Annotated in this window: 18 protein-coding genes; 12 read left to right on the top strand and 6 right to left on the bottom strand. The window is 37.0% G+C overall.

Features of this window, described 5'->3' with window-relative positions; translation table 11 throughout:
* Positions 1 to 18 precede the first annotated feature (18 nt).
* The 4 genes from ACR30L_RS18035 to luxS all read left to right on the top strand — a co-directional run bounded on the left by ACR30L_RS18035 (position 19) and on the right by luxS (position 3,322).
* Positions 19 to 450, top strand: a complete 432-nt coding sequence (locus ACR30L_RS18035; protein WP_435235617.1) for a YqaA family protein — start codon at positions 19 to 21, stop codon at positions 448 to 450.
* A 66-nt stretch (positions 451 to 516) separates the two neighbouring features.
* Complete coding sequence (gene gshA, locus ACR30L_RS18030; RefSeq protein WP_435235616.1) at positions 517 to 2,097, top strand: glutamate--cysteine ligase; 1,581 nt, start codon at positions 517 to 519, stop codon at positions 2,095 to 2,097.
* 22 nt (positions 2,098 to 2,119) lie between these two features.
* The gene (locus ACR30L_RS18025; RefSeq protein ID WP_435235615.1) at positions 2,120 to 2,749 is read left to right on the top strand and encodes a hypothetical protein; all 630 of its coding nucleotides are present in this window, start codon (positions 2,120 to 2,122) and stop codon (positions 2,747 to 2,749) included.
* A gap of 63 nt (positions 2,750 to 2,812) precedes the next feature.
* Entirely contained in the window at positions 2,813 to 3,322 is a 510-nt protein-coding gene (gene luxS / locus ACR30L_RS18020) for an S-ribosylhomocysteine lyase (protein WP_435235614.1), read from the top strand.
* 39 nt (positions 3,323 to 3,361) lie between these two features.
* Here luxS and ACR30L_RS18015 read toward each other — a convergent pair whose 3' ends face one another.
* From ACR30L_RS18015 to ACR30L_RS18005, 3 genes are all read right to left on the bottom strand, one after another.
* Positions 3,362 to 4,642, bottom strand: a complete 1,281-nt coding sequence (locus ACR30L_RS18015; RefSeq protein ID WP_435235613.1) for an HlyC/CorC family transporter — start codon at positions 4,640 to 4,642, stop codon at positions 3,362 to 3,364.
* 236 nt (positions 4,643 to 4,878) lie between these two features.
* The gene (locus ACR30L_RS18010; protein WP_435235612.1) at positions 4,879 to 5,805 is read right to left on the bottom strand and encodes a porin; all 927 of its coding nucleotides are present in this window, start codon (positions 5,803 to 5,805) and stop codon (positions 4,879 to 4,881) included.
* A 670-nt stretch (positions 5,806 to 6,475) separates the two neighbouring features.
* Positions 6,476 to 7,267, bottom strand: coding sequence for a cytochrome C assembly family protein (locus tag ACR30L_RS18005; RefSeq protein WP_435235611.1), 792 nt, complete (start codon positions 7,265 to 7,267; stop codon positions 6,476 to 6,478).
* 163 nt (positions 7,268 to 7,430) lie between these two features.
* Between ACR30L_RS18005 and ffh the strand changes: the two genes are divergently transcribed.
* The 5 genes from ffh to rplS all read left to right on the top strand — a co-directional run bounded on the left by ffh (position 7,431) and on the right by rplS (position 11,278).
* On the top strand, positions 7,431 to 8,855 hold the full coding sequence (ffh, locus tag ACR30L_RS18000) for a signal recognition particle protein (RefSeq protein WP_435235610.1): 1,425 nt from the start codon (positions 7,431 to 7,433) through the stop codon (positions 8,853 to 8,855).
* Between the two features lie 458 nt (positions 8,856 to 9,313).
* A complete protein-coding gene (gene rpsP / locus ACR30L_RS17995) occupies positions 9,314 to 9,562 on the top strand; it encodes a 30S ribosomal protein S16 (RefSeq protein WP_435235609.1) in 249 nt (82 codons plus the stop codon).
* 54 nt (positions 9,563 to 9,616) lie between these two features.
* Positions 9,617 to 10,117: a ribosome maturation factor RimM gene (gene rimM / locus ACR30L_RS17990; protein WP_435237923.1), complete on the top strand. Its 501-nt coding sequence runs from the start codon at positions 9,617 to 9,619 to the stop codon at positions 10,115 to 10,117.
* Between the two features lie 19 nt (positions 10,118 to 10,136).
* Positions 10,137 to 10,883: a tRNA (guanosine(37)-N1)-methyltransferase TrmD gene (gene trmD, locus ACR30L_RS17985; protein WP_435235608.1), complete on the top strand. Its 747-nt coding sequence runs from the start codon at positions 10,137 to 10,139 to the stop codon at positions 10,881 to 10,883.
* 41 nt (positions 10,884 to 10,924) lie between these two features.
* Positions 10,925 to 11,278 (top strand): 50S ribosomal protein L19, encoded by a 354-nt coding sequence (gene rplS, locus ACR30L_RS17980; RefSeq protein WP_435235607.1) that lies wholly within the window; start codon positions 10,925 to 10,927, stop codon positions 11,276 to 11,278.
* Between the two features lie 174 nt (positions 11,279 to 11,452).
* Here the strand turns inward: rplS and ACR30L_RS17975 are convergent, their stop codons facing one another.
* The gene (locus ACR30L_RS17975; RefSeq protein ID WP_435235606.1) at positions 11,453 to 13,357 is read right to left on the bottom strand and encodes an ATP-binding protein; all 1,905 of its coding nucleotides are present in this window, start codon (positions 13,355 to 13,357) and stop codon (positions 11,453 to 11,455) included.
* Positions 13,358 to 13,533: 176 nt separating this feature from the next.
* On the opposite strand from ACR30L_RS17975, the gene hldE reads away from it, so the two are divergent.
* Complete coding sequence (hldE, locus tag ACR30L_RS17970) at positions 13,534 to 14,964, top strand: bifunctional D-glycero-beta-D-manno-heptose-7-phosphate kinase/D-glycero-beta-D-manno-heptose 1-phosphate adenylyltransferase HldE (protein WP_435235605.1); 1,431 nt, start codon at positions 13,534 to 13,536, stop codon at positions 14,962 to 14,964.
* Positions 14,965 to 15,371: 407 nt separating this feature from the next.
* Positions 15,372 to 16,103, top strand: coding sequence for a glutathione peroxidase (locus ACR30L_RS17965; RefSeq protein WP_435235604.1), 732 nt, complete (start codon positions 15,372 to 15,374; stop codon positions 16,101 to 16,103).
* 48 nt (positions 16,104 to 16,151) lie between these two features.
* Here ACR30L_RS17965 and ubiA read toward each other — a convergent pair whose 3' ends face one another.
* Both ubiA and ACR30L_RS17955 read right to left on the bottom strand, forming a co-directional pair.
* Positions 16,152 to 17,015, bottom strand: a complete 864-nt coding sequence (ubiA, locus tag ACR30L_RS17960; protein ID WP_435235603.1) for a 4-hydroxybenzoate octaprenyltransferase — start codon at positions 17,013 to 17,015, stop codon at positions 16,152 to 16,154.
* The gene (locus ACR30L_RS17955) at positions 17,012 to 17,572 is read right to left on the bottom strand and encodes a chorismate--pyruvate lyase family protein (protein WP_435235602.1); all 561 of its coding nucleotides are present in this window, start codon (positions 17,570 to 17,572) and stop codon (positions 17,012 to 17,014) included. Before ACR30L_RS17955 ends, ubiA begins: the two co-directional genes overlap by 4 nt.
* Before the next feature lie 128 nt (positions 17,573 to 17,700).
* Between ACR30L_RS17955 and ACR30L_RS17950 the strand changes: the two genes are divergently transcribed.
* Entirely contained in the window at positions 17,701 to 18,105 is a 405-nt protein-coding gene (locus ACR30L_RS17950; RefSeq protein ID WP_435235601.1) for a flagellar basal body-associated FliL family protein, read from the top strand.
* Positions 18,106 to 18,116 lie beyond the last annotated feature (11 nt).

Raw genomic sequence — 18,116 nt, 5'->3', positions numbered from 1 at the left:
TTTTTTATTGGATTTGATTTGCTATCTGAATTATTAATACTGTTTACAAGTAGCTTTGTTTCGGCGACCCTTTTTCCTGGCGGGTCTGAATTGCTATTAATCTATTATATTAAGGCCGATCCACAACATAGTTGGTTGTATTGGTTGAGCGCAAGCGCAGGTAATAGCTTAGGCGCAATAATAACGTATTTACTGGGATATTATATTAACTGGGGGCGTGATAAAGCGGCTTATAAATATCCTAAAGCGTGGAAATACAGTTGTCGTTATGGTGTGATAACATTATTTTTCAGTTGGTTGCCTATTATTGGTGATTTTTTACCGTTGGCTGCTGGGTGGTTAAGGTTTTCTATCTTACCTTCAACAATTGCGATTATTGTTGGAAAAGCATTACGATATTGGTTAATTGTTAGCTCTACGTTATATTTGTTACCTAACTTAGCTGCTTAATCCTTGTCAAATAACCATTATATAGGTTACTCTGAAGTATATTCTAGCTACATAATGGATTTACTTTTGTCTCTTAATTTTAAGCAACGTTTAACCATTCTTGGTCAAAAACCGCAATCACTTGTTGGTTTTGGACGCGGTGTTGAACGTGAAACGCTTCGCGTTAAACCCGATGGGAAGTTATCACAACAACCACATCCCTATGCCTTTGGTAGTGCTTTATGCCACCAATCTATTACGACAGATTTTGCTGAAAGCTTATTAGAGTTCATCACGCCAGTTGCTAAAGACGTCGATCAACTTTTTGCTTACCTTAATGATATCCATCACTATGCTGTCAAAAATCTTGATGAAGATGAAACGCTTTGGCCGATTAGTATGCCTTGTTTTGTGAAAAGCGAAAATAATGTCGAGCTCGCACAATATGGCACGTCGAATGTAGGTTTGATGAAAACAACTTATCGTGAAGGCTTGAAAAATCGTTATGGTAGTATGATGCAAGTGATTGCAGGCGTGCACTATAATTTTTCATTACCAGAAGATTTTTGGTCGACCTGGTCTGAGCTTCATGGTTCAGAATTATCTGGTCAAGATGCAAAATCAGCAGGCTACCTAGGGTTAATACGTAATTATTTTAAATATGGTTGGGTTATTCCATTCCTATTTGGTGCCTCACCTGCTTTATGTAGTTCCTTCCTCCAAGGAAAAGAAACGGGTTTTAAATTTAGTAAAATTGGCAATGGCTCTATTTATTTACCCTATGCGACTTCATTGCGCTTAAGTGATTTGGGTTATACCAATAGTAGTCAATCATCATTAGATATTTGTTATAACTCCTTAGATAATTACTTGGGGTCAGTGCGTCATGCTTTGCATCAAAAATCCCCAGAATTTAAAGCAATGGGCATTAAAAATGACGGTAAGTACGTACAACTTAATGACAATATATTGCAGATAGAAAATGAACTTTATGCTTCTATTCGCCCAAAACGCGTTCAGAAAAGTGGTGAAACGCCATCACAAGCATTAAAAGCACGCGGGATTGAATATATTGAAATTCGCTCATTGGATGTTAATCCCTTTGCAAAAGTCGGTATCACCGAAGAGCAGGTTAATTTCTTAGATCTGTTTTTAACTTGGTGTGCCATTAAACCGTCTCCTGAAATTAATGCGCAAACATCAGCACATTTTAGAGAAAATTTTAATAAAATTGTAACTGAAGGGCGTAAGCCAGATCTTCAATTAGAAATCGATGGCACAGAGCAAAGCGTTGCACAATGGGGAACGTGGATCTCGGAAGAATTGCAAGAGCTTGCAGTAGTATTAGATGAGAGTAAAGGTAATCAACATTACCAACAAGCTATTGAGCATATTATCTGTCGTTTTACCAAACCAGAATTAACAAGTTCTGCGCGAGTGTTAGCGATGATCAAAGAACAAAACATTGATAATGGATTACTTGCATTAAACTTATCTAAAACCTATAAAGCCGAGTTACTTGCTCAAGATTATCAAATTTGGTCGGATCAACATTTCCAACAAGAACGTGTGAATTCAATTCAAAAACAGCAGGAAATTGAGAAAAGCGATACATTAGCCTTTGATCAGTATTTAGCGCAATATTTTGCGGATGCAGAAAAAGAGTAGTTAATGATTGTAAGGCGTGCCCGTGGGAAATAAACAAATAAATCTAAAAAATGGTGTTATCTGTATTTTTTCTGGTTTATTGCTGACAGCCTGTGCGACGCCTCCCCCTAAAAATCCCGAGAATATTTGCGATATTTTTTTTGAAAATCATGATTGGTATGATGCTGCAAAAGCAATGCAAAATACCTGGGGAACGCCTATCCATGTTCCGATCGCAATGATGTATCAGGAGAGCAGTTTTAAACATAATGCCAGCCCTCCTATGCGTTATTTTTGGTTTATTCCGATTGGCCGCGTAAGTAGTGCCTATGGATATGCACAGGCTAAAACAATGACCTGGGACGATTATCAAAGAGAAACTGGTCATCGTTGGGCTGATCGAGATAATTTTTCCGATGCTATCGATTTTATGGGATGGTTTACCTACAAAACCCATAAAATAAACGGCGTATCTAAATGGGACGCTTATGGCCAATACCTAAACTACCATGAAGGGTGGGGTGGTTACCGGAAAAAGAGTTATAATAAGAAACCATGGTTGAAAAAAGTATCTCATCGTGTAGATAGTCGTGCAAAACGTTATGCCCAACAATTAAAAACGTGTAAAGACAATTTAGATTCAAGTTGGCTTTGGCGACTGTTTTTCGACTAAATCTTGATGCTATTTTTGAACAGTAAATATTAATAATTAAAGAATGAAATAAAAGGAAAGAAGATGCCATTATTAGACAGTTTTACGGTGGATCACACCATTATGCAAGCACCTGCTGTTCGTATTGCAAAAACAATGCAGACACCAGGAAAAGACACAATTACGGTATTTGATCTTCGTTTTACGATTCCAAATAAAGATATTTTATCTGAAAAAGGGATCCATACACTTGAACATTTATATGCAGGATTTATGCGTAACCATTTAAACAGTGATAGCGTTGAAATTATCGATATATCACCAATGGGATGCCGTACGGGTTTTTATATGAGTTTAATTGGCTCTCCCTCTGAAGATCAAGTGAAAGAAGCATGGTTAGCCTCAATGCAAGATGTACTCGAAGTTAAAGCACAGAGTGACATTCCAGAATTAAATGAATATCAATGTGGAACCTATTCGATGCATTCATTAACGGAAGCAAAAGCGATTGCGCAAAATGTCATTGATGAAGGTATCGGTGTTAATAAGAATGTTGATATTGCATTAAGCGAAGCGCAACTAAAACAACTTTAATTGCGTCTAACATAGAGTAACTTAAGTATTTGCTTGACGTTACTCTTCTTCATCACCGCTATAAAGGTGAGGCAGCACTTTCACAAGTTTGACCATATTATTTTCAACTTCTAATATTTCCATTGGGTAACCACAGATCCGTGAGCTTATTTTCGCCTCTGGGATCTCTTCTAAATGCTCGATAATCAAGCCATTTAAGGTGCGAGGACCATCGGTTGGTAATGTCCATCCCATCTCTTTATTAAGGTCTCTGATACCCATGGAGCCTTCAATAATATAGGAATTGTCCTGTTGTTTATGAATTTCCTGGGAAGCGTGAGAAACATGTGTCGTCGTAAAGTCCCCTACAATTTCTTCCAGTATATCTGCAAGAGTAACAAGTCCTTGAATATCACCGTACTCATCAACAACTAAACCGATACGTTCTTTATTCAATTGAAATTTAATTAATTGCGTATTAAGGGGCGTTCCTTCGGGAATAAAGTATAACTCCCTAACGCTACGTAATAGAGATGTCTTAGTAAACTCTTCCTTTAATAGGATAAGTAATGAATCTCGTGCATGAATGAAACCGATGGCATCATCAATACTGTCACGATATAACACGGTCATAGTGTGAGTACGATGCTGTAGTTGTTTAAGAATGCTCTCCCAATCATCATTAATATCAATGGCTGCGATTTCATTTCGTGGCACCATTATTTCATCAACGGTGACTTGCTCAAGCTCTAGAATACTCAATAGCATTTGTTGGTGATGCGCTGGAATCATTGTACCTGCTTCGTCAACGACAGAGCGTAATTCATCGCTGGACAAGGCATTATCCTGTTGTTGACTCACATTGATCCCAACAATACGGAGTAGACCGTTAGAAAAACCATTAATTAACCAAACTAATGGACTGAGTAGCTTTTGTAATGGTCTTAATATAAATGAACTTGGAAAAGCAATTTTTTCAGGGTAGAGCACAGCAATGGTTTTAGGGGTGACTTCTGCAAAAATTAAAATAACCAACGTAAGTACACCGGTTGCAATAGCAATACCTGCATCGCCAAATAAACGTTGCCCAAGAATTGTCGCAATTGCAGAGGCAAGAATATTAACTAAGTTATTGCCTATTAAGATTAAGCCAATGAGTTTATCTGGTTTGGTAAGAAGTTTCTCGACGCGCATGGCGACTTTATTTTTATCTTTAGCGAGATGGCGTAATCGATAGCGATTAAGTGACATCATACTCGTTTCTGAACTTGAGAAATAAGCCGAAATTGCAATTAAAATTACCAGCGTGATAAATAAAGCACTGTTGGGTATGTCGTTCAAGATTCTCTCTTTTGTATTAAGTTAGGATTTATATTCATATGATACTAGCGATACGCACAACATAAAACAAAAATGATGACTGTAAATAGGCGCTTGGCAGTGTTTTTTGGCCAAATTGAGTAATTAATCGTTCTTCTTTATTGTATTACGTTATAAATAAAAAAATCCGATGAGTATGAGTCATCGGATTATTTGTTTAAAAATCGTAGATTATGTCTACAAGAGTTAAATTGACTTTAGAAGCTAACTTGCATGCCTACAGCATAACCAAGGTCATCAGTTGCATCGTTATCGTTACCACCAATTTGGCCATATACAGTAGTGTTGCTAGCTAAAGCATATTCAACGCCTGCAATATAATCTAGTTGGTCTGTTCCGCCAGTGATATCAGAAGTATCAACTTTAGCAGCACCTACACTGTAGGTGAATTTATCCATTGAGTAAGCAACTTGAGCACCAAAAGATGTACCAGACTCACCATCGTAACTAGTTGTTGCAGCTGTTGCAGCCAGTGTTAACGCATCCATTGAATATGTTGCTTCAACGCGGATATTTTTTTCTTTTTCAGTACCATCATCGACAAGCGCTGCGTATAAAACAACATCAAGATTGTCCATTGTCATACCGATTTTACCATCTAGGATGCTTGAATCATCGTCTGCATCACCAAATGTTTGACCCATATTATAAGCAACACCACCATAGACATTGCCTTGAGCGAAAGTGAATTTTACTGTTTGCTCACCAGAGTTAGCACCGTTTACTGCAAAATCAGATACACCGAATACGTAATCATTAAAAATACCAGCATCATCAAGTAAAGTTGCTTGTTTACCAAAAGATAGTGTGCCTGCATCAAAAATAAAACCAACAGAAGCGTGGTCTAATGTAAGAGCGTTAGTTGCGCCGTCACCAACATTTTCTACATATTCAATTGCACCGTAAACTGATAGGTCATCATTTACGACACTTGTTACTTTAGCCATTAAATCAGCATCATCAAGTTGGATTGTTGCGTCAGTACCATCTGTGTCATTTGCTAAGAAAACTTCAATGTCACCATAAAATTCAACAGCTACGCCATCTGCATCATATACAGTTGCTGCTTGAGCTGTTGCACCGAATAAACCTGTCATTGCTATCGCTAATAGAGTTTTTTTCATGATATTTATCGCCTTGTTTGCAAAGTATTAATTATTATTTAGAGTTAGTTTTATAATTTTTTGTAATAACGGTTTGCGTTTTACGATTTGTACATTAAGCAATTTGATTTGAGTTTGCAATATCAGTGGGAACTTTGTGGGAATTGTTTAAGTTATTGAATTTTATTGTTTTTATTGTTCGTTTTTTTGTTTATTTGCAGTAGATCACTATTTTTTCATGCTCATTTTTTGATAGAGCTCTCAAATTTCTGTGTAAATATTAATCTTTTTTTGTCGTGATGCTTGCATATTTTAAATTTGTAGACATTTAATCCGACGTAAAATTGCTCTTATTTATAAAAATAAGAAATTAAATTTATCATAATAGATTGAAATGAAAACAGAAATGAGTGTTCGTTCATTTTTAAATGATTAACATGCTTCTGTAGATTACTCAGGCTGTTTTTGTAAAAAGCACTACCACGCACATTTCATGTGACTGCGACACTGCGTTTCGGTTCGTATTCATTAACAGAGGCGCTGTGCGCTGCACGGATAAAAGACTAAAACAATATGTTATAAGCTAATTATTGCTTATTTTGTGCTTTTCTTTTTTTAACTCGGTGTCCTCTGTAGTGTATTTTTAATTCTTTGTCTGCTTTATCTGAGTTAAGTGCATTAAGCATGAAGATTAATTTAGAATCACTTCACTGACAAATCGACTACCGAAATAAGCAAGTGTCAGAAATGATGAGCCTGTTATGGTGCAGTAAATAGTAATGCGTCCTCTCCACCCGTGCGTATTATGGCCCCAAAGTAATAACGCATAAATAACCCAAGCAATGGTGGATAAAATAGCTTGATTGATACGTTCTGAAGTAAACATATCATCGAGAAAGAAAAAGGCTGTGATTAATGTAAAGGTTAATAAAATAAAGCCAATAAATACAATTTGAAATAAGCTTTTTTCTAGGCTCATCATTGGTGGCATATCAATTTTTGTCAGAGGGAGTTTTCTATTTTTTAAACGATAGTCAAGATAAGCTAACTGCAACGCAAACAAGCTACCAATACTTAATATTGAATAGGCTAATAATGCGAGTAATATATGCAGTCCAAGTACAGGATGGGCTTGAACATGGGTAATAAATTGACTCGGTAAATACGCGACGGCAATTAAATTAATAACGGCACAAATATAGACAACAGGTTGCAGCATACCGGTATTAAAAAGTTTGCCAGAAAAAGTAGTGAGTATTGAAATAATAAAGGTCACTAAAGATAACACGATTAAAATGGGCAAGTTTTGACCATGAAGTGTCATAATATGCTGATATAACCAATATCCATGAGTGGTTAATGCTAGGGCAATAATAGGAATGAGATAGCGATTAATTGGTTTTTTAGGTGCGATCAATTTACTAGCAGAAATGGCACTAGCAATCAGATAAAAAAGACCACAAATTAACAATAAATAATCCATATCACTCAGTATAATTAAGTTAACGATAAGGGGATTATACGATCAGCTTTGTGCTTAAAACAGTCTTTATCTGTTTAATTAATAAGTTGGTTGTAACTTAGTACTATTTTGCATTCGCAGAATTGGGTATAATTATTTTATTTTTTAGCAACGAGAGCAGAGTATGTTTGAGAATTTAACGGATCGATTGTCCAAAACCCTGAAAAATATCAGTGGCAAAGGACGCATAAATGAAAACAATATTAAAGATACTCTGCGCGAAGTGCGCATGGCGTTACTCGAAGCCGATGTTGCTTTACCCGTGGTGCGTGATTTTATCAAATCATTGAGAAAGCGTGCAGTAGGACAAGAGGTCGCGAAAAGCTTAAGCCCAGGCCAGGCATTTCTAAAAATCGTTCAAAAAGAACTTGAAGTTGCTATGGGTGAGGTTAATGAATCATTAAACCTTGCTGCACAACCTCCGGCTGTTTTATTGATGGCGGGTTTGCAAGGGGCGGGTAAAACAACGTCGGTTGCAAAATTAGCCTTATTATTAAAAAATCGCGAAAAGAAAAAAGTCTTAGTGGTGAGTGCTGATATTTATCGTCCTGCCGCGATTAAACAATTGGAAACATTAGCCGGTGAAGTTGATGCAGAGTTTTTCCCAAGTGATATTACTCAAAAACCAATTGATATTGCTAATGCCGCGATAGACCACGCTAAGAAACATTTCTTTGATGTTGTTATTGTTGATACGGCAGGTCGTTTGCATGTTGATAGCGATATGATGACAGAAATTAAAGATCTTCATAAAGCAATTAATCCTGTTGAAACGCTGTTTGTTGTTGATGCAATGACCGGTCAAGATGCAGCAAATACTGCTCAAGCCTTTAATGAAGTGTTACCGTTAACTGGTGTGATTTTAACGAAAGCTGATGGTGATGCTCGTGGTGGTGCCGCACTTTCTATTCGTCATATTACAGGCAAACCGATTAAGTTTATCGGTATGGGTGAAAAAATTGATGCATTAGAGCCATTTTACCCAGATCGTCTTGCTTCACGTATTTTAGGCATGGGTGATGTATTGTCACTTATTGAAGAAATTGAAAGCAAAGTTGATAAAGAAAAAGCCACTAAATTAGCTAACAAGATCACTAAGGGCAAAGGGTTTGATCTTGATGATTTTCGTGAGCAACTGGTACAAATGAAAAGTATGGGCGGTATGGCTGGGATGATGGACAAACTGCCTGGTATGGGACAAGTTCCCGATGCAGTTAAAAATCAGGTGAATGATAAAGCAACTAATCAAATGGAAGCGATTATCAGCTCAATGACAAAAAAAGAACGTGCTAAACCAGAAATTATTAAAGGCGGACGTAAACGCCGTATAGCTGCAGGTTCTGGTTCACAAATACAAGATGTGAACAAATTGCTTAAACAATTTACGCAAATGCAAAAAATGATGAAGAAAATGTCCGGTAAAGGCGGCATGCGTAAAATGATGAGCGGCATGCAAGGTATGATGGGCGGCATGGGTGGTGCTGGCGGTATGCCTGGAATGGGCGGAATGGGAATGCCTCCTGGTTTAGGTCGTTTTAAAAAGAAATAATCTAACTGCTACTCTTAGTTGTCAGCTGCCAGTTTATTAATGGGAGCTGCATTTTCCTCGTTCCCATTTTCAGAGTGGGGATGTATCATTGAGCTACGAGCTACGAGCTACGAGTCGAGAGTTACGAAGTTCGTAGCTCGCCACTCGCAGCTTGCTAGCCTAAGTTGTATATGTCTTTTTGATAATGCTGCAAAGTTTTTTTTATTGGGTACGAGCTACGAGTCGAGAGTTACGAAGTTCGTCGCTAGCAGCTCACCACTCGCAGTTTATTTCATCTATCCCCGCACTATTTATCCACTTACTGACAGCTGAAAGCTTGAAGCTGACAGCTAAATAAATATCATTGTGTGATTTTGATTGTTCTTTTAGCTAAGAAGAGTATAATTTTGCGGCTTTCTACAAAAGCAGGTGGTCAGAATTTTCTGACTAAATACGTTTAACAATATATAGAGGACGATATGGTAACTATTCGTTTAGCTCGTGGCGGACAAAAAAAACGCCCATTCTACCAAGTGGTAGTAACTGATAGCCGTAACGCACGTGACGGTCGTTTCCTTGAAAAAGTTGGTTTCTTTAACCCAACTGCACAAGGTAAATCAGAAAAATTACGTTTAGATACAGATCGCATCAACCATTGGGTTGGTCTTGGCGCACAGCTAAGTGATCGTGTAGCTAAATTAGTAAAAGACAACGCTGTAGCTGCATAATTGCAGTTAGGTGAGGAGCATTAGGTGAGCAACGAAAAAGCAACACCAATTGAAATGGGTAAGTTTGGTGCAGTTTATGGCATCAAAGGTTGGTTAAAAGTCCACTCCTACACCGATGACGCTGAAAGTATTTTTGAATATAAGCCTTTGTTGATGGAATCTAAAGGACAACTTCAAGAGGTTATGATTACCGATTGGAAACGTCATAATAATGGTTTTATTGCAAAAGTAGCTGGATTTGATGTTCGTGAAGATGCACAAGCCATTGTTGGTAATGCGCTTCTTATTGACTCAAGTCATCTTCCTACGTTGGAAGACGATTTCTACTGGCGAGATTTAGTCGGGTGTCAGGTTAAAACTGATAAAGGTTATGATTTAGGTGTTGTCACCGAAATGATGGAAACAGGCTCTAATGATGTGCTTGTGGTAAAAGCCAACTCGAATGATGCTTTTGGACAAAAAGAACGGTTAATTCCGTTTATTGAAGAGCAAGTGATTTCTCAAGTAGATATTACCGGCAAACTAATTACAGTTAATTGGCAACCTGATTTCTGATTACCCTGGGAGAAAAGCAATGTGGATTGGGGTTGTAAGCCTCTTCCCGGATATGTTCCGGGCCATTAGCGAAAATGGGGTGACAGGTCGAGCGATTAAACATAATCTGCTTTCGATTCAATGTTGGAATCCACGTGATTTTACTTTGGATAAACATAGAACGGTTGATGACCGTCCCTATGGTGGTGGTCCTGGTATGTTGATGATGGTGCAACCTTTACGGGATGCAATTGTTGCAGCAAAACAGGCCGCTTTAGAAGCAGGGCACGAGGCAAAGGTAATTTATCTTTCTCCTCAAGGACAACGTTTAAACCATCATAATGCAGTGTCATTATCAAGCGAAACCGCTTTGATTTTAGTCGCAGGACGTTATGAAGGAATAGATGAACGCGTAATTGAAAGCTTAGTTGACGAAGAATGGTCAGTAGGTGATTACGTGTTAAGTGGTGGTGAGCTGCCTGCAATGATCTTAATTGATGCAGTGGTACGTTTTGTACCTGGTGTATTAGGTCATCAGCAATCAGCAGAACAAGACTCCTTTGCGGATGGCTTGTTAGATTGCCCACACTATACGCGTCCTGAGATGTTAGATGGTAAGCAAGTGCCAAGTGTTTTATTAAGTGGTGATCATGAAAAAATTCGTCTTTGGCGTTTAAAACAATCACTGCAACGCACGAAAAAAAGAAGGCCCGATTTATTAAACAACCTAGCTCTGACTGACGAGCAAGCTAAATTGCTTGCTGCTCTGGAAAGTGACTCCAACTAACCAGCGATGTTATTGGCTAACTAGGTATTAAAGGTATTAAAATGAGCAATATTATACAAGCAATTGAAAATGAACAATTACGTACTGATATCCCTGAATTTGCACAGGGTGACACAGTTGTAGTACGTGTTCGCGTAAAAGAAGGTGAAAAAGAGCGTCTTCAAGCATTTGAAGGTCTTGTTATCGCTAAGCGTAACCGTGGTTTACATTCTTCTTTCACAGTTCGTAAAATTTCGAATGGTGAAGGTGTTGAGCGTGTATTCCAAACTCACAGCCCAATTGTAGGAAGCGTTGAAGTTAAACGTCGCGGTGTGGTTCGTCAAGCTAAACTATACTACTTACGTGAACTTACTGGTAAAGCTGCTCGTATTAAAGAGAAGCTTGGTAAGAAGTAATTTTTTAAATTGCAGTTTAATTAGTTCTATTGAATAGAATTAATTGCTAAAAGCCCGCTTTTTTGCGGGCTTTTTTGTTTCTCTAGTAATACTATTTTTCTAAGAAAATAATGCCAATCATAATAATTAGCTGATCTATTTGACCGGTTAAAATTGTTTATTGCTTAATTTTCGCTACTTTTTACTGTCAATATTTGGATTAAATACAGGTAATGTAACGATAAAACGGGTAAATTTTCCATATTCAGATTCTATTTCTATGTATCCATTATGTCGTTTGATAATTTGAGAGCAAATCGTTAGTCCAATTCCAAGACCAAAGTTTCCTTTTCTTTTCGTCGTATAATTTAACTCGAATATTTTTGAGCGAATTGATTCTGGAATGCCTGAACCATCGTCTTCAATAATGACTTGAATATTAGGCGTTTCATCATAGGGAAGATTGACCGTTGATATTTTAAGTTTTCCTTGACCATCCGTTGCATCAATTGCGTTAGAAATGATATTTGTCCAAACTTGACCTAATTCTATTGGATAACAATCAATTTTTGGAAGAACTTGGTATTCTCTAATAACTTGATAATTCTTCAGTTTATTTTCAAAAATAATGAGTGTTTCTTCCAGTCCTTCGTGGATATTGGTAGAGCTACAGGTTTCGCTATCTTGTCCTGCATAATGTTTTAAGCTTTTTACTAAATTTGCAATACGTGTTGAGCAGCTATTACTATTTCGTAAGATGGTTCCTACTTGATAATATTGATTGAGTAATAACACACTATCTTTGAAATTACGGTCATTTTCTAATGGGATAGTAATATTATCTAGATTCATATTGACTAATAACTTCGCCATTTTTTTATCTTTGATCGTTGGTAATAAGTTTTTTATGCGTTGTCTTACCTCCGACGTTGAAAGTGGACGAACGGTTAGTCCTTGCTCTAACACTTTTGATGCAAGCAAAGAGAAGGCGCTATGTTTTTCGTAATCTAACAAGCTGCTAATAAGTGTAATTAATGTATCTGAGCCTCTTAATATTGCCGCAATAGGGTTGTTTAGTTCATGGGCTATTCCCGCCACTAATTGCCCTAATACGGCCATTTTTTCACTATCAACTAACTGACTATGGGCTGCATCTAAGGAGTTTAAGGTTTCCTTAAGGGTTAATTCTGCGGAAATGCTGCGTTGTAAGCGACGATTAAAATTACGCAATAATAAGCTACTGAAAGGCGCGAGCAATGCCGTATTTACTTTCATAATGTTTGAAAAAACTACTTTATCTATTTTTAATACTTCCGTTGTAGACAGGGTTAGACTGGTACTAAATGCGCTTTCTCCGGTTAAAAAAGACATGCCGCCAACAATACCACCTGCTTGCATAATAGTGAGATCTTGCGTTTCATTTTGTGTATTACGTTTTTTTATTAAGACTTCCCCCTTACAGATAAACCAAAGAAAAGAATTGGGTTCACCTTCTCTGGTTAATAAGTGATTTGAACTGTAAGTTCGACGAACATCTTTATCACCTTGCTCTTCTAAGACAAAATATAAATACCTAAGAACGAGGTTAGATAATTCAGAGTCGGTATAGAGGGAATAATCGATAAATTTATCTTGAAAACTTGGTGTTTCAGAAGAGTCTAATGTATTAAGTAAACGGGTTTTATTAATTGGGCTATATTGTGTTTTTCGGTTTTTTTGTTGGTTTATTCGATAGCTACTTACCTGGGTCTGGACAATGCGTAGTAGTTCTTGCACTTTATAGGGAACTTGTAAAAAGTAATCAATATGGCCTTGATTAATGAACTCTCCTAACATTGATACCGTTGGCGTGTCGGTATAAATTATTTTTCTTAATTGGTTACATTGTGGTTGTTTAAATAGAGAAATGGCATAACCATCCAGCAATGTTTCTGCACAAATAACTAAGGCGATATTTTGATTATCTTGTAATAGTAATTGTTCTGCATTTTTTTGTGTGTCTGCGTCAATAATGTTGAATCTAACACTTAATGGGAGCAAGTCTTGTTTTAATTGAGCGAGGCGTTGCAATTCACTATCAACACATAAAATACTTAGCATAAATTATATTCTCTTTAAGCGGGAGTGATCTCTATTAATAAGAATATAGGTTTCTATAATATTTGGGGAATTTTTATCTTACTTTTTAATATAAAAATAAAATGCTTAGCAATATGAGTATGATAATCTTGTATACTGCATAGCTATAAGTTGCTCCCTATAAAAAGAGATAAGATATGAAAATAACATTACCTGAATATAAAAATGCACAGGTCTTAGTCGTTGGCGATGTTATGTTAGATAGGTATTGGCATGGCCCAACAGGGCGAATCTCACCAGAAGCGCCTGTACCGATTGTTAAAGTTGAAGAAATTGAAGAGCGTCCAGGCGGCGCTGCAAATGTCGCGCTAAATGTTGCCGCGCTTGGTGGTAGTGCAACGTTAATTGGTCTAGTTGGTAATGATGAGCCTGCAAATGCATTAGCAAATAGCTTGAAATCAGTTCATGTTAAAACTGATTTTGTTATATTACCGAATTTCCCGACGATTACTAAATTACGTGTATTAAGCCGTCATCAGCAATTAATTCGATTAGATTTTGAACAAAGTTTCCATCATATTGATAGTGTTCAAATGGTTGAAAAAATTGAATCAAATTTATTAGTTAACTATAAAGTTGTTATATTTTCAGATTACAATAAAGGATCATTATCGGATATACAGCCGATGATTCAGCTAGCAAAAGCATCGGGTGCAACGGTGTTAGTTGATCCAAAAGGTGCTGATTTTGAAAAATATCGCGGTGCAACATTACTTACCCCTAATTTATCCGAATTCGAAGCGGTTGTTGGCCATTGTGATTCCGATGAACAATTAGTTGAGCGAGCGTTAGGTTTAATTAAACAGTTTGATTTACAAGCACTGTTAATTACCCGAAGTGAGAATGGAATGACCTTAGTAAGGGAAGGTGTTGCTCCTTTTCATTTACCTACTTTAGCCCAAGAAGTTTATGATGTTACCGGTGCTGGTGATACGGTTATTTCTGTTTTGGCGTCTTCTTTAGCTGCAGGTAGTTCTTTTGAAGAAGCTTGTACACTGGCCAATGCCGCTGCGGGTGTTGTAGTGGGGAAAATAGGGACATCAACGGTAAATACGATTGAACTAGCGAATGCCGTTTATAGCCAACAAGAAATTGGTTTTGGTGTGTTGTCTGAAGAGCAATTAAAAATTGCAGTAAAATTAGCACAGCATCGTGGTGAGAAAGTGGTAATGACTAATGGTTGCTTTGACATTTTACATGCCGGTCATGTTGCTTACCTTAATACTGCGCGTGAGCAAGGGCAGCGATTGATCGTTGCCGTTAATAGTGATGAATCTGTTCGAGGCTTGAAAGGCGAAGGGCGTCCAATTAACCCTATTGATCGTCGTATGGCCGTGTTAGCTGGTTTAGGCGCCGTTGATTGGGTGATTGAATTTACAGAAGAAACGCCACAACGGTTAATCGCTGAAGTATTGCCTGACTTATTAGTTAAAGGTGGCGATTATAAACCAGAAGAAATTGCAGGTGGTGCTGAGGTTATTGATAATGGTGGTGAGGTTCGAGTATTACAGTTTGAAGAAGGTTGCTCGACTACTGAGATTATTAAAACTATTCGAAATAACGATTAGCATATGATTCTTGAATTAATGATGACCCTATTTTTCTAGGGTTATCATTGATTTTTTATTATATACCCGTTACCAATTAAGATGCTGATTTCTGCATCTTGAATGGTAACGGGTATATAAATACAGAGGTTAAGCGGACCTATTTAAAATTTCTCAAACGATAACCGTTTTTTGTTTTTATACTGCTATTTTTCTTTTATCCCATAATTTCAAATTAGTCATTCTCCTCTTATTAAGATCTGCTATGCTCTTTGACTACACAAAATATCTTTTTATTAGCATTTAAATAACAAAAAAACTATTTATTTATTCAGACTAAATGGTTTTATCTATCGAGTGATTGTGTAGATTATAACTTTATCGCAATAAGCTTATGCTTGTCCCAAAATATATATCTGGAGTATTACATGTTAGAGAACATTGAAGGTCAAAGAGTGCCAAATACAAGTTTTCCTGCTCGTCAAAATGATGAATGGGTAAACATCACTACTGATCAACTATTTACAGGGAAAACAGTTGTTTTATTTGCATTACCGGGGGCATTTACACCAACGTGTTCTTCAACTCATTTACCTCGTTATAATGAATTAGCTGGCGTGCTTAAAGAAAACGGTGTGGATGAAATTGTTTGTCTGAGTGTTAATGATACCTTTGTTATGAATGCATGGTTGGCGGATCAAGAAGCGGGTAATATTACCGTTGTTCCTGATGGTTGCGGTACCTTCAGTGAAGGGATGGGGATGTTAGTTGATAAAAGTGAAATAGGGTTCGGTAAACGCAGCTGGCGTTATAGTATGCTAGTTAAAGATGGCGTTATTGAAAAAATGTTTATAGAGCCTAATCAGCCTGGCGACCCATTTGAAGTCTCTGATGCTGATACAATGCTTAATTACATTAATCCTAAAGCAAAAGCACCTTCAGCGGTCACGTTATTTACGAAACCTGGATGTCCGTTCTGCACCAAGGCAAAAGCAGCTTTAAAAGATAATAACATTGCATTTGAAGAGATTGTACTTGGTACTGATGCGACTAGTGTGAGCTTAAAGGCCATTACAGGGCAGACGACTGTTCCTCAACTTTACGTTGATGGGCGTCATGTGGGTGATAGTAATGCCGTTATTGCATATGTAAACAGCTAACGTTTTAATATCATAGAAACAATAAGCGCTATTTGAATAAATGGCGTTTTAAAGATAACTTAAAAATAATGCAATAAAAATAACGCCACCGACGTAGTTATTATTTTGAAAAGCTTTAAAGCAAGCCTCTCTTTCTCGGTCTGTAATTAATATTTGTTGATTAATAAATAATCCAAGCACCACGGTTAATCCCACAAAATAGATCCAGTTTAATCCTTCTAGCCAACCTAAAAAAACTAATAAACATAAAGATGAAAATTGTAGTAACCCTATAATTAATCGATCATTTTTCGCAAACAAAATCGCAGTGGATTTTACACCTATTTTTAAGTCATCATCTCTATCGACCATGGCATAAAGTGTATCGTAGGCGATAGTCCATAAAATATTAACGGCAAATAATATCCATACAACCGTTGCTAATTTTCCAGCTTGTGCTGCATAGGCCATAGGGATTGACCAACCAAAGGCAAGGCCAAGTATAAATTGTGGAAAGTGGGTAAAACGTTTCATAAAGGGGTAAGAAAAAGCAAGTAAAATACCAACAATGGAGAGTTGAATAGTAAGGCTATTTTGTGTCAATACTAATAAAAAAGAACTGATTGATAAGACTAAAAACAAGGCAATTGCTTCGATACTCGTTGCTCTTCCTGACGGTAAAGGGCGATCTTTAGTGCGCTTTACAAAACCGTCTATTTTACGATCTGCGAAATCATTGATAACGCATCCTGCACTGCGCATTAATAAAACACCTAAGATAAATACCACTAAAACCGATAGATGAGGAAAGCCTTTAGCTGCAATCCATAAAGCCCAGAGTGTTGGCCAAAGTAAAAGAAGGCTGCCAATTGGTTTATCCATACGCATTAATTGCAGATAGGCTTGACACTTTTGTTTACAAAAATAATTCATATTTGATAAATGCCTGATGCGGGTAAAAATAGTTCACTAACAAGTAGCGGTTTATCTTCTAAAAAAAACTGAGATCGACGAGCCCAAAGTGTATTTGGAGATTGTTGCTCAAGTGATTGGCAGAGATTGTTTAATGGTTTATTTTCGGTAAATGCGGCAACTTCAATCGGACCTCTTTTCATATTGGTGTTTTGAAATAATATTTTGCCAAGTGATTGATTCCCAATATTCGCTAACTGAGTTTGTTGCTTATCTAAAGTACTGAGGGGAATTTCTGTTTGTGCAAAAACAACGGGGACATCATCACAATACAAAAAGACTTCACGTAATAATATTTTTTTTTCATGAGGAAAGCATCCGGATAAATTTTCCGTTGAAGCATCTATAATGAGTTGGTGGTTTACTTGAACATGAAATTTTGCGTATAAATTTTCAAGTTTCTTAGTTAACGAATCTTCGTCGTAAAGCCATGAATTTATTTTATCAGTACAAGGTTCCATTTGGTTTTGAGTTGCCCAAGATGCAGCTAAAGATATTGGAAATGGGTGATTGTGCATAATGACCTTTACTCGTTGATCTAATTTTGAGTTACAATAATGATGTTTTGCTATTGTATCATTCAAATATCTTCAAACCACTGGTTTATACAATCATGAATCGTAGTTTTTGTAATAAGGAAAGAGCTGTGTTTAAAAAAGTGCTTATTTTAATATTTTGTTTTTCATTTTTATCTTCACCTCTATTTGCAGAGGAGGGGGCAGAGGCGAATGACTACCAGTATTACTCCATTGAGCCAGATATTATTACAAATTATATTAAATCAGGAAAACGTATAGGATTTATACGTATGACTGTTGAGCTAATGGTGCGTTCCAAAGACGATTATGCCCTATTAGAAAAACATGACCCCCTTATTCGCGACAGAATTATTACGATTTTAGGGGAGCAAGACGAAAAGGCAGTAAAATCGGTGGATCAGAGAGATGCTATTCGTCAGCGTTGTGTCGAAGAGTTAAATGAACTGCTCTTTACTGAAACAAAAGCAAAACCGATTATCGATGTACTGTTTACTAAATTCTTATTTCAATAACTGGCTTTCGA

Source organism: Psychromonas saccharinae (assembly GCF_051201515.1).
Classification (GTDB): Bacteria; Pseudomonadota; Gammaproteobacteria; order Enterobacterales; family Psychromonadaceae; genus Psychromonas.
Note: the sequence above shows the minus strand (reverse complement) of the source record. Positions and strands in the feature narration are given on the sequence as shown.

Excerpts from the sequence above, each read along its gene's own strand:
- rpsP (WP_435235609.1), top strand. The coding sequence starts at position 9,314 with ATGGTAACTATTCGTTTAGCTCGTGGCGGACAAAAAAAACGCCCATTC.
- luxS (WP_435235614.1), top strand. The coding sequence starts at position 2,813 with ATGCCATTATTAGACAGTTTTACGGTGGATCACACCATTATGCAAGCA.
- ACR30L_RS18005 (WP_435235611.1), bottom strand. The coding sequence starts at position 7,267 with ATGGATTATTTATTGTTAATTTGTGGTCTTTTTTATCTGATTGCTAGT.
- rimM (WP_435237923.1), top strand. The coding sequence starts at position 9,617 with ATGGGTAAGTTTGGTGCAGTTTATGGCATCAAAGGTTGGTTAAAAGTC.
- ffh (WP_435235610.1), top strand. The coding sequence starts at position 7,431 with ATGTTTGAGAATTTAACGGATCGATTGTCCAAAACCCTGAAAAATATC.
- hldE (WP_435235605.1), top strand. The coding sequence starts at position 13,534 with ATGAAAATAACATTACCTGAATATAAAAATGCACAGGTCTTAGTCGTT.
- ubiA (WP_435235603.1), bottom strand. The coding sequence starts at position 17,015 with ATGAATTATTTTTGTAAACAAAAGTGTCAAGCCTATCTGCAATTAATG.
- ACR30L_RS17955 (WP_435235602.1), bottom strand. The coding sequence starts at position 17,572 with ATGCACAATCACCCATTTCCAATATCTTTAGCTGCATCTTGGGCAACT.
- ACR30L_RS17975 (WP_435235606.1), bottom strand. The coding sequence starts at position 13,357 with ATGCTAAGTATTTTATGTGTTGATAGTGAATTGCAACGCCTCGCTCAA.
- rplS (WP_435235607.1), top strand. The coding sequence starts at position 10,925 with ATGAGCAATATTATACAAGCAATTGAAAATGAACAATTACGTACTGAT.
- trmD (WP_435235608.1), top strand. The coding sequence starts at position 10,137 with ATGTGGATTGGGGTTGTAAGCCTCTTCCCGGATATGTTCCGGGCCATT.
- ACR30L_RS18010 (WP_435235612.1), bottom strand. The coding sequence starts at position 5,805 with ATGAAAAAAACTCTATTAGCGATAGCAATGACAGGTTTATTCGGTGCA.
- ACR30L_RS17965 (WP_435235604.1), top strand. The coding sequence starts at position 15,372 with ATGTTAGAGAACATTGAAGGTCAAAGAGTGCCAAATACAAGTTTTCCT.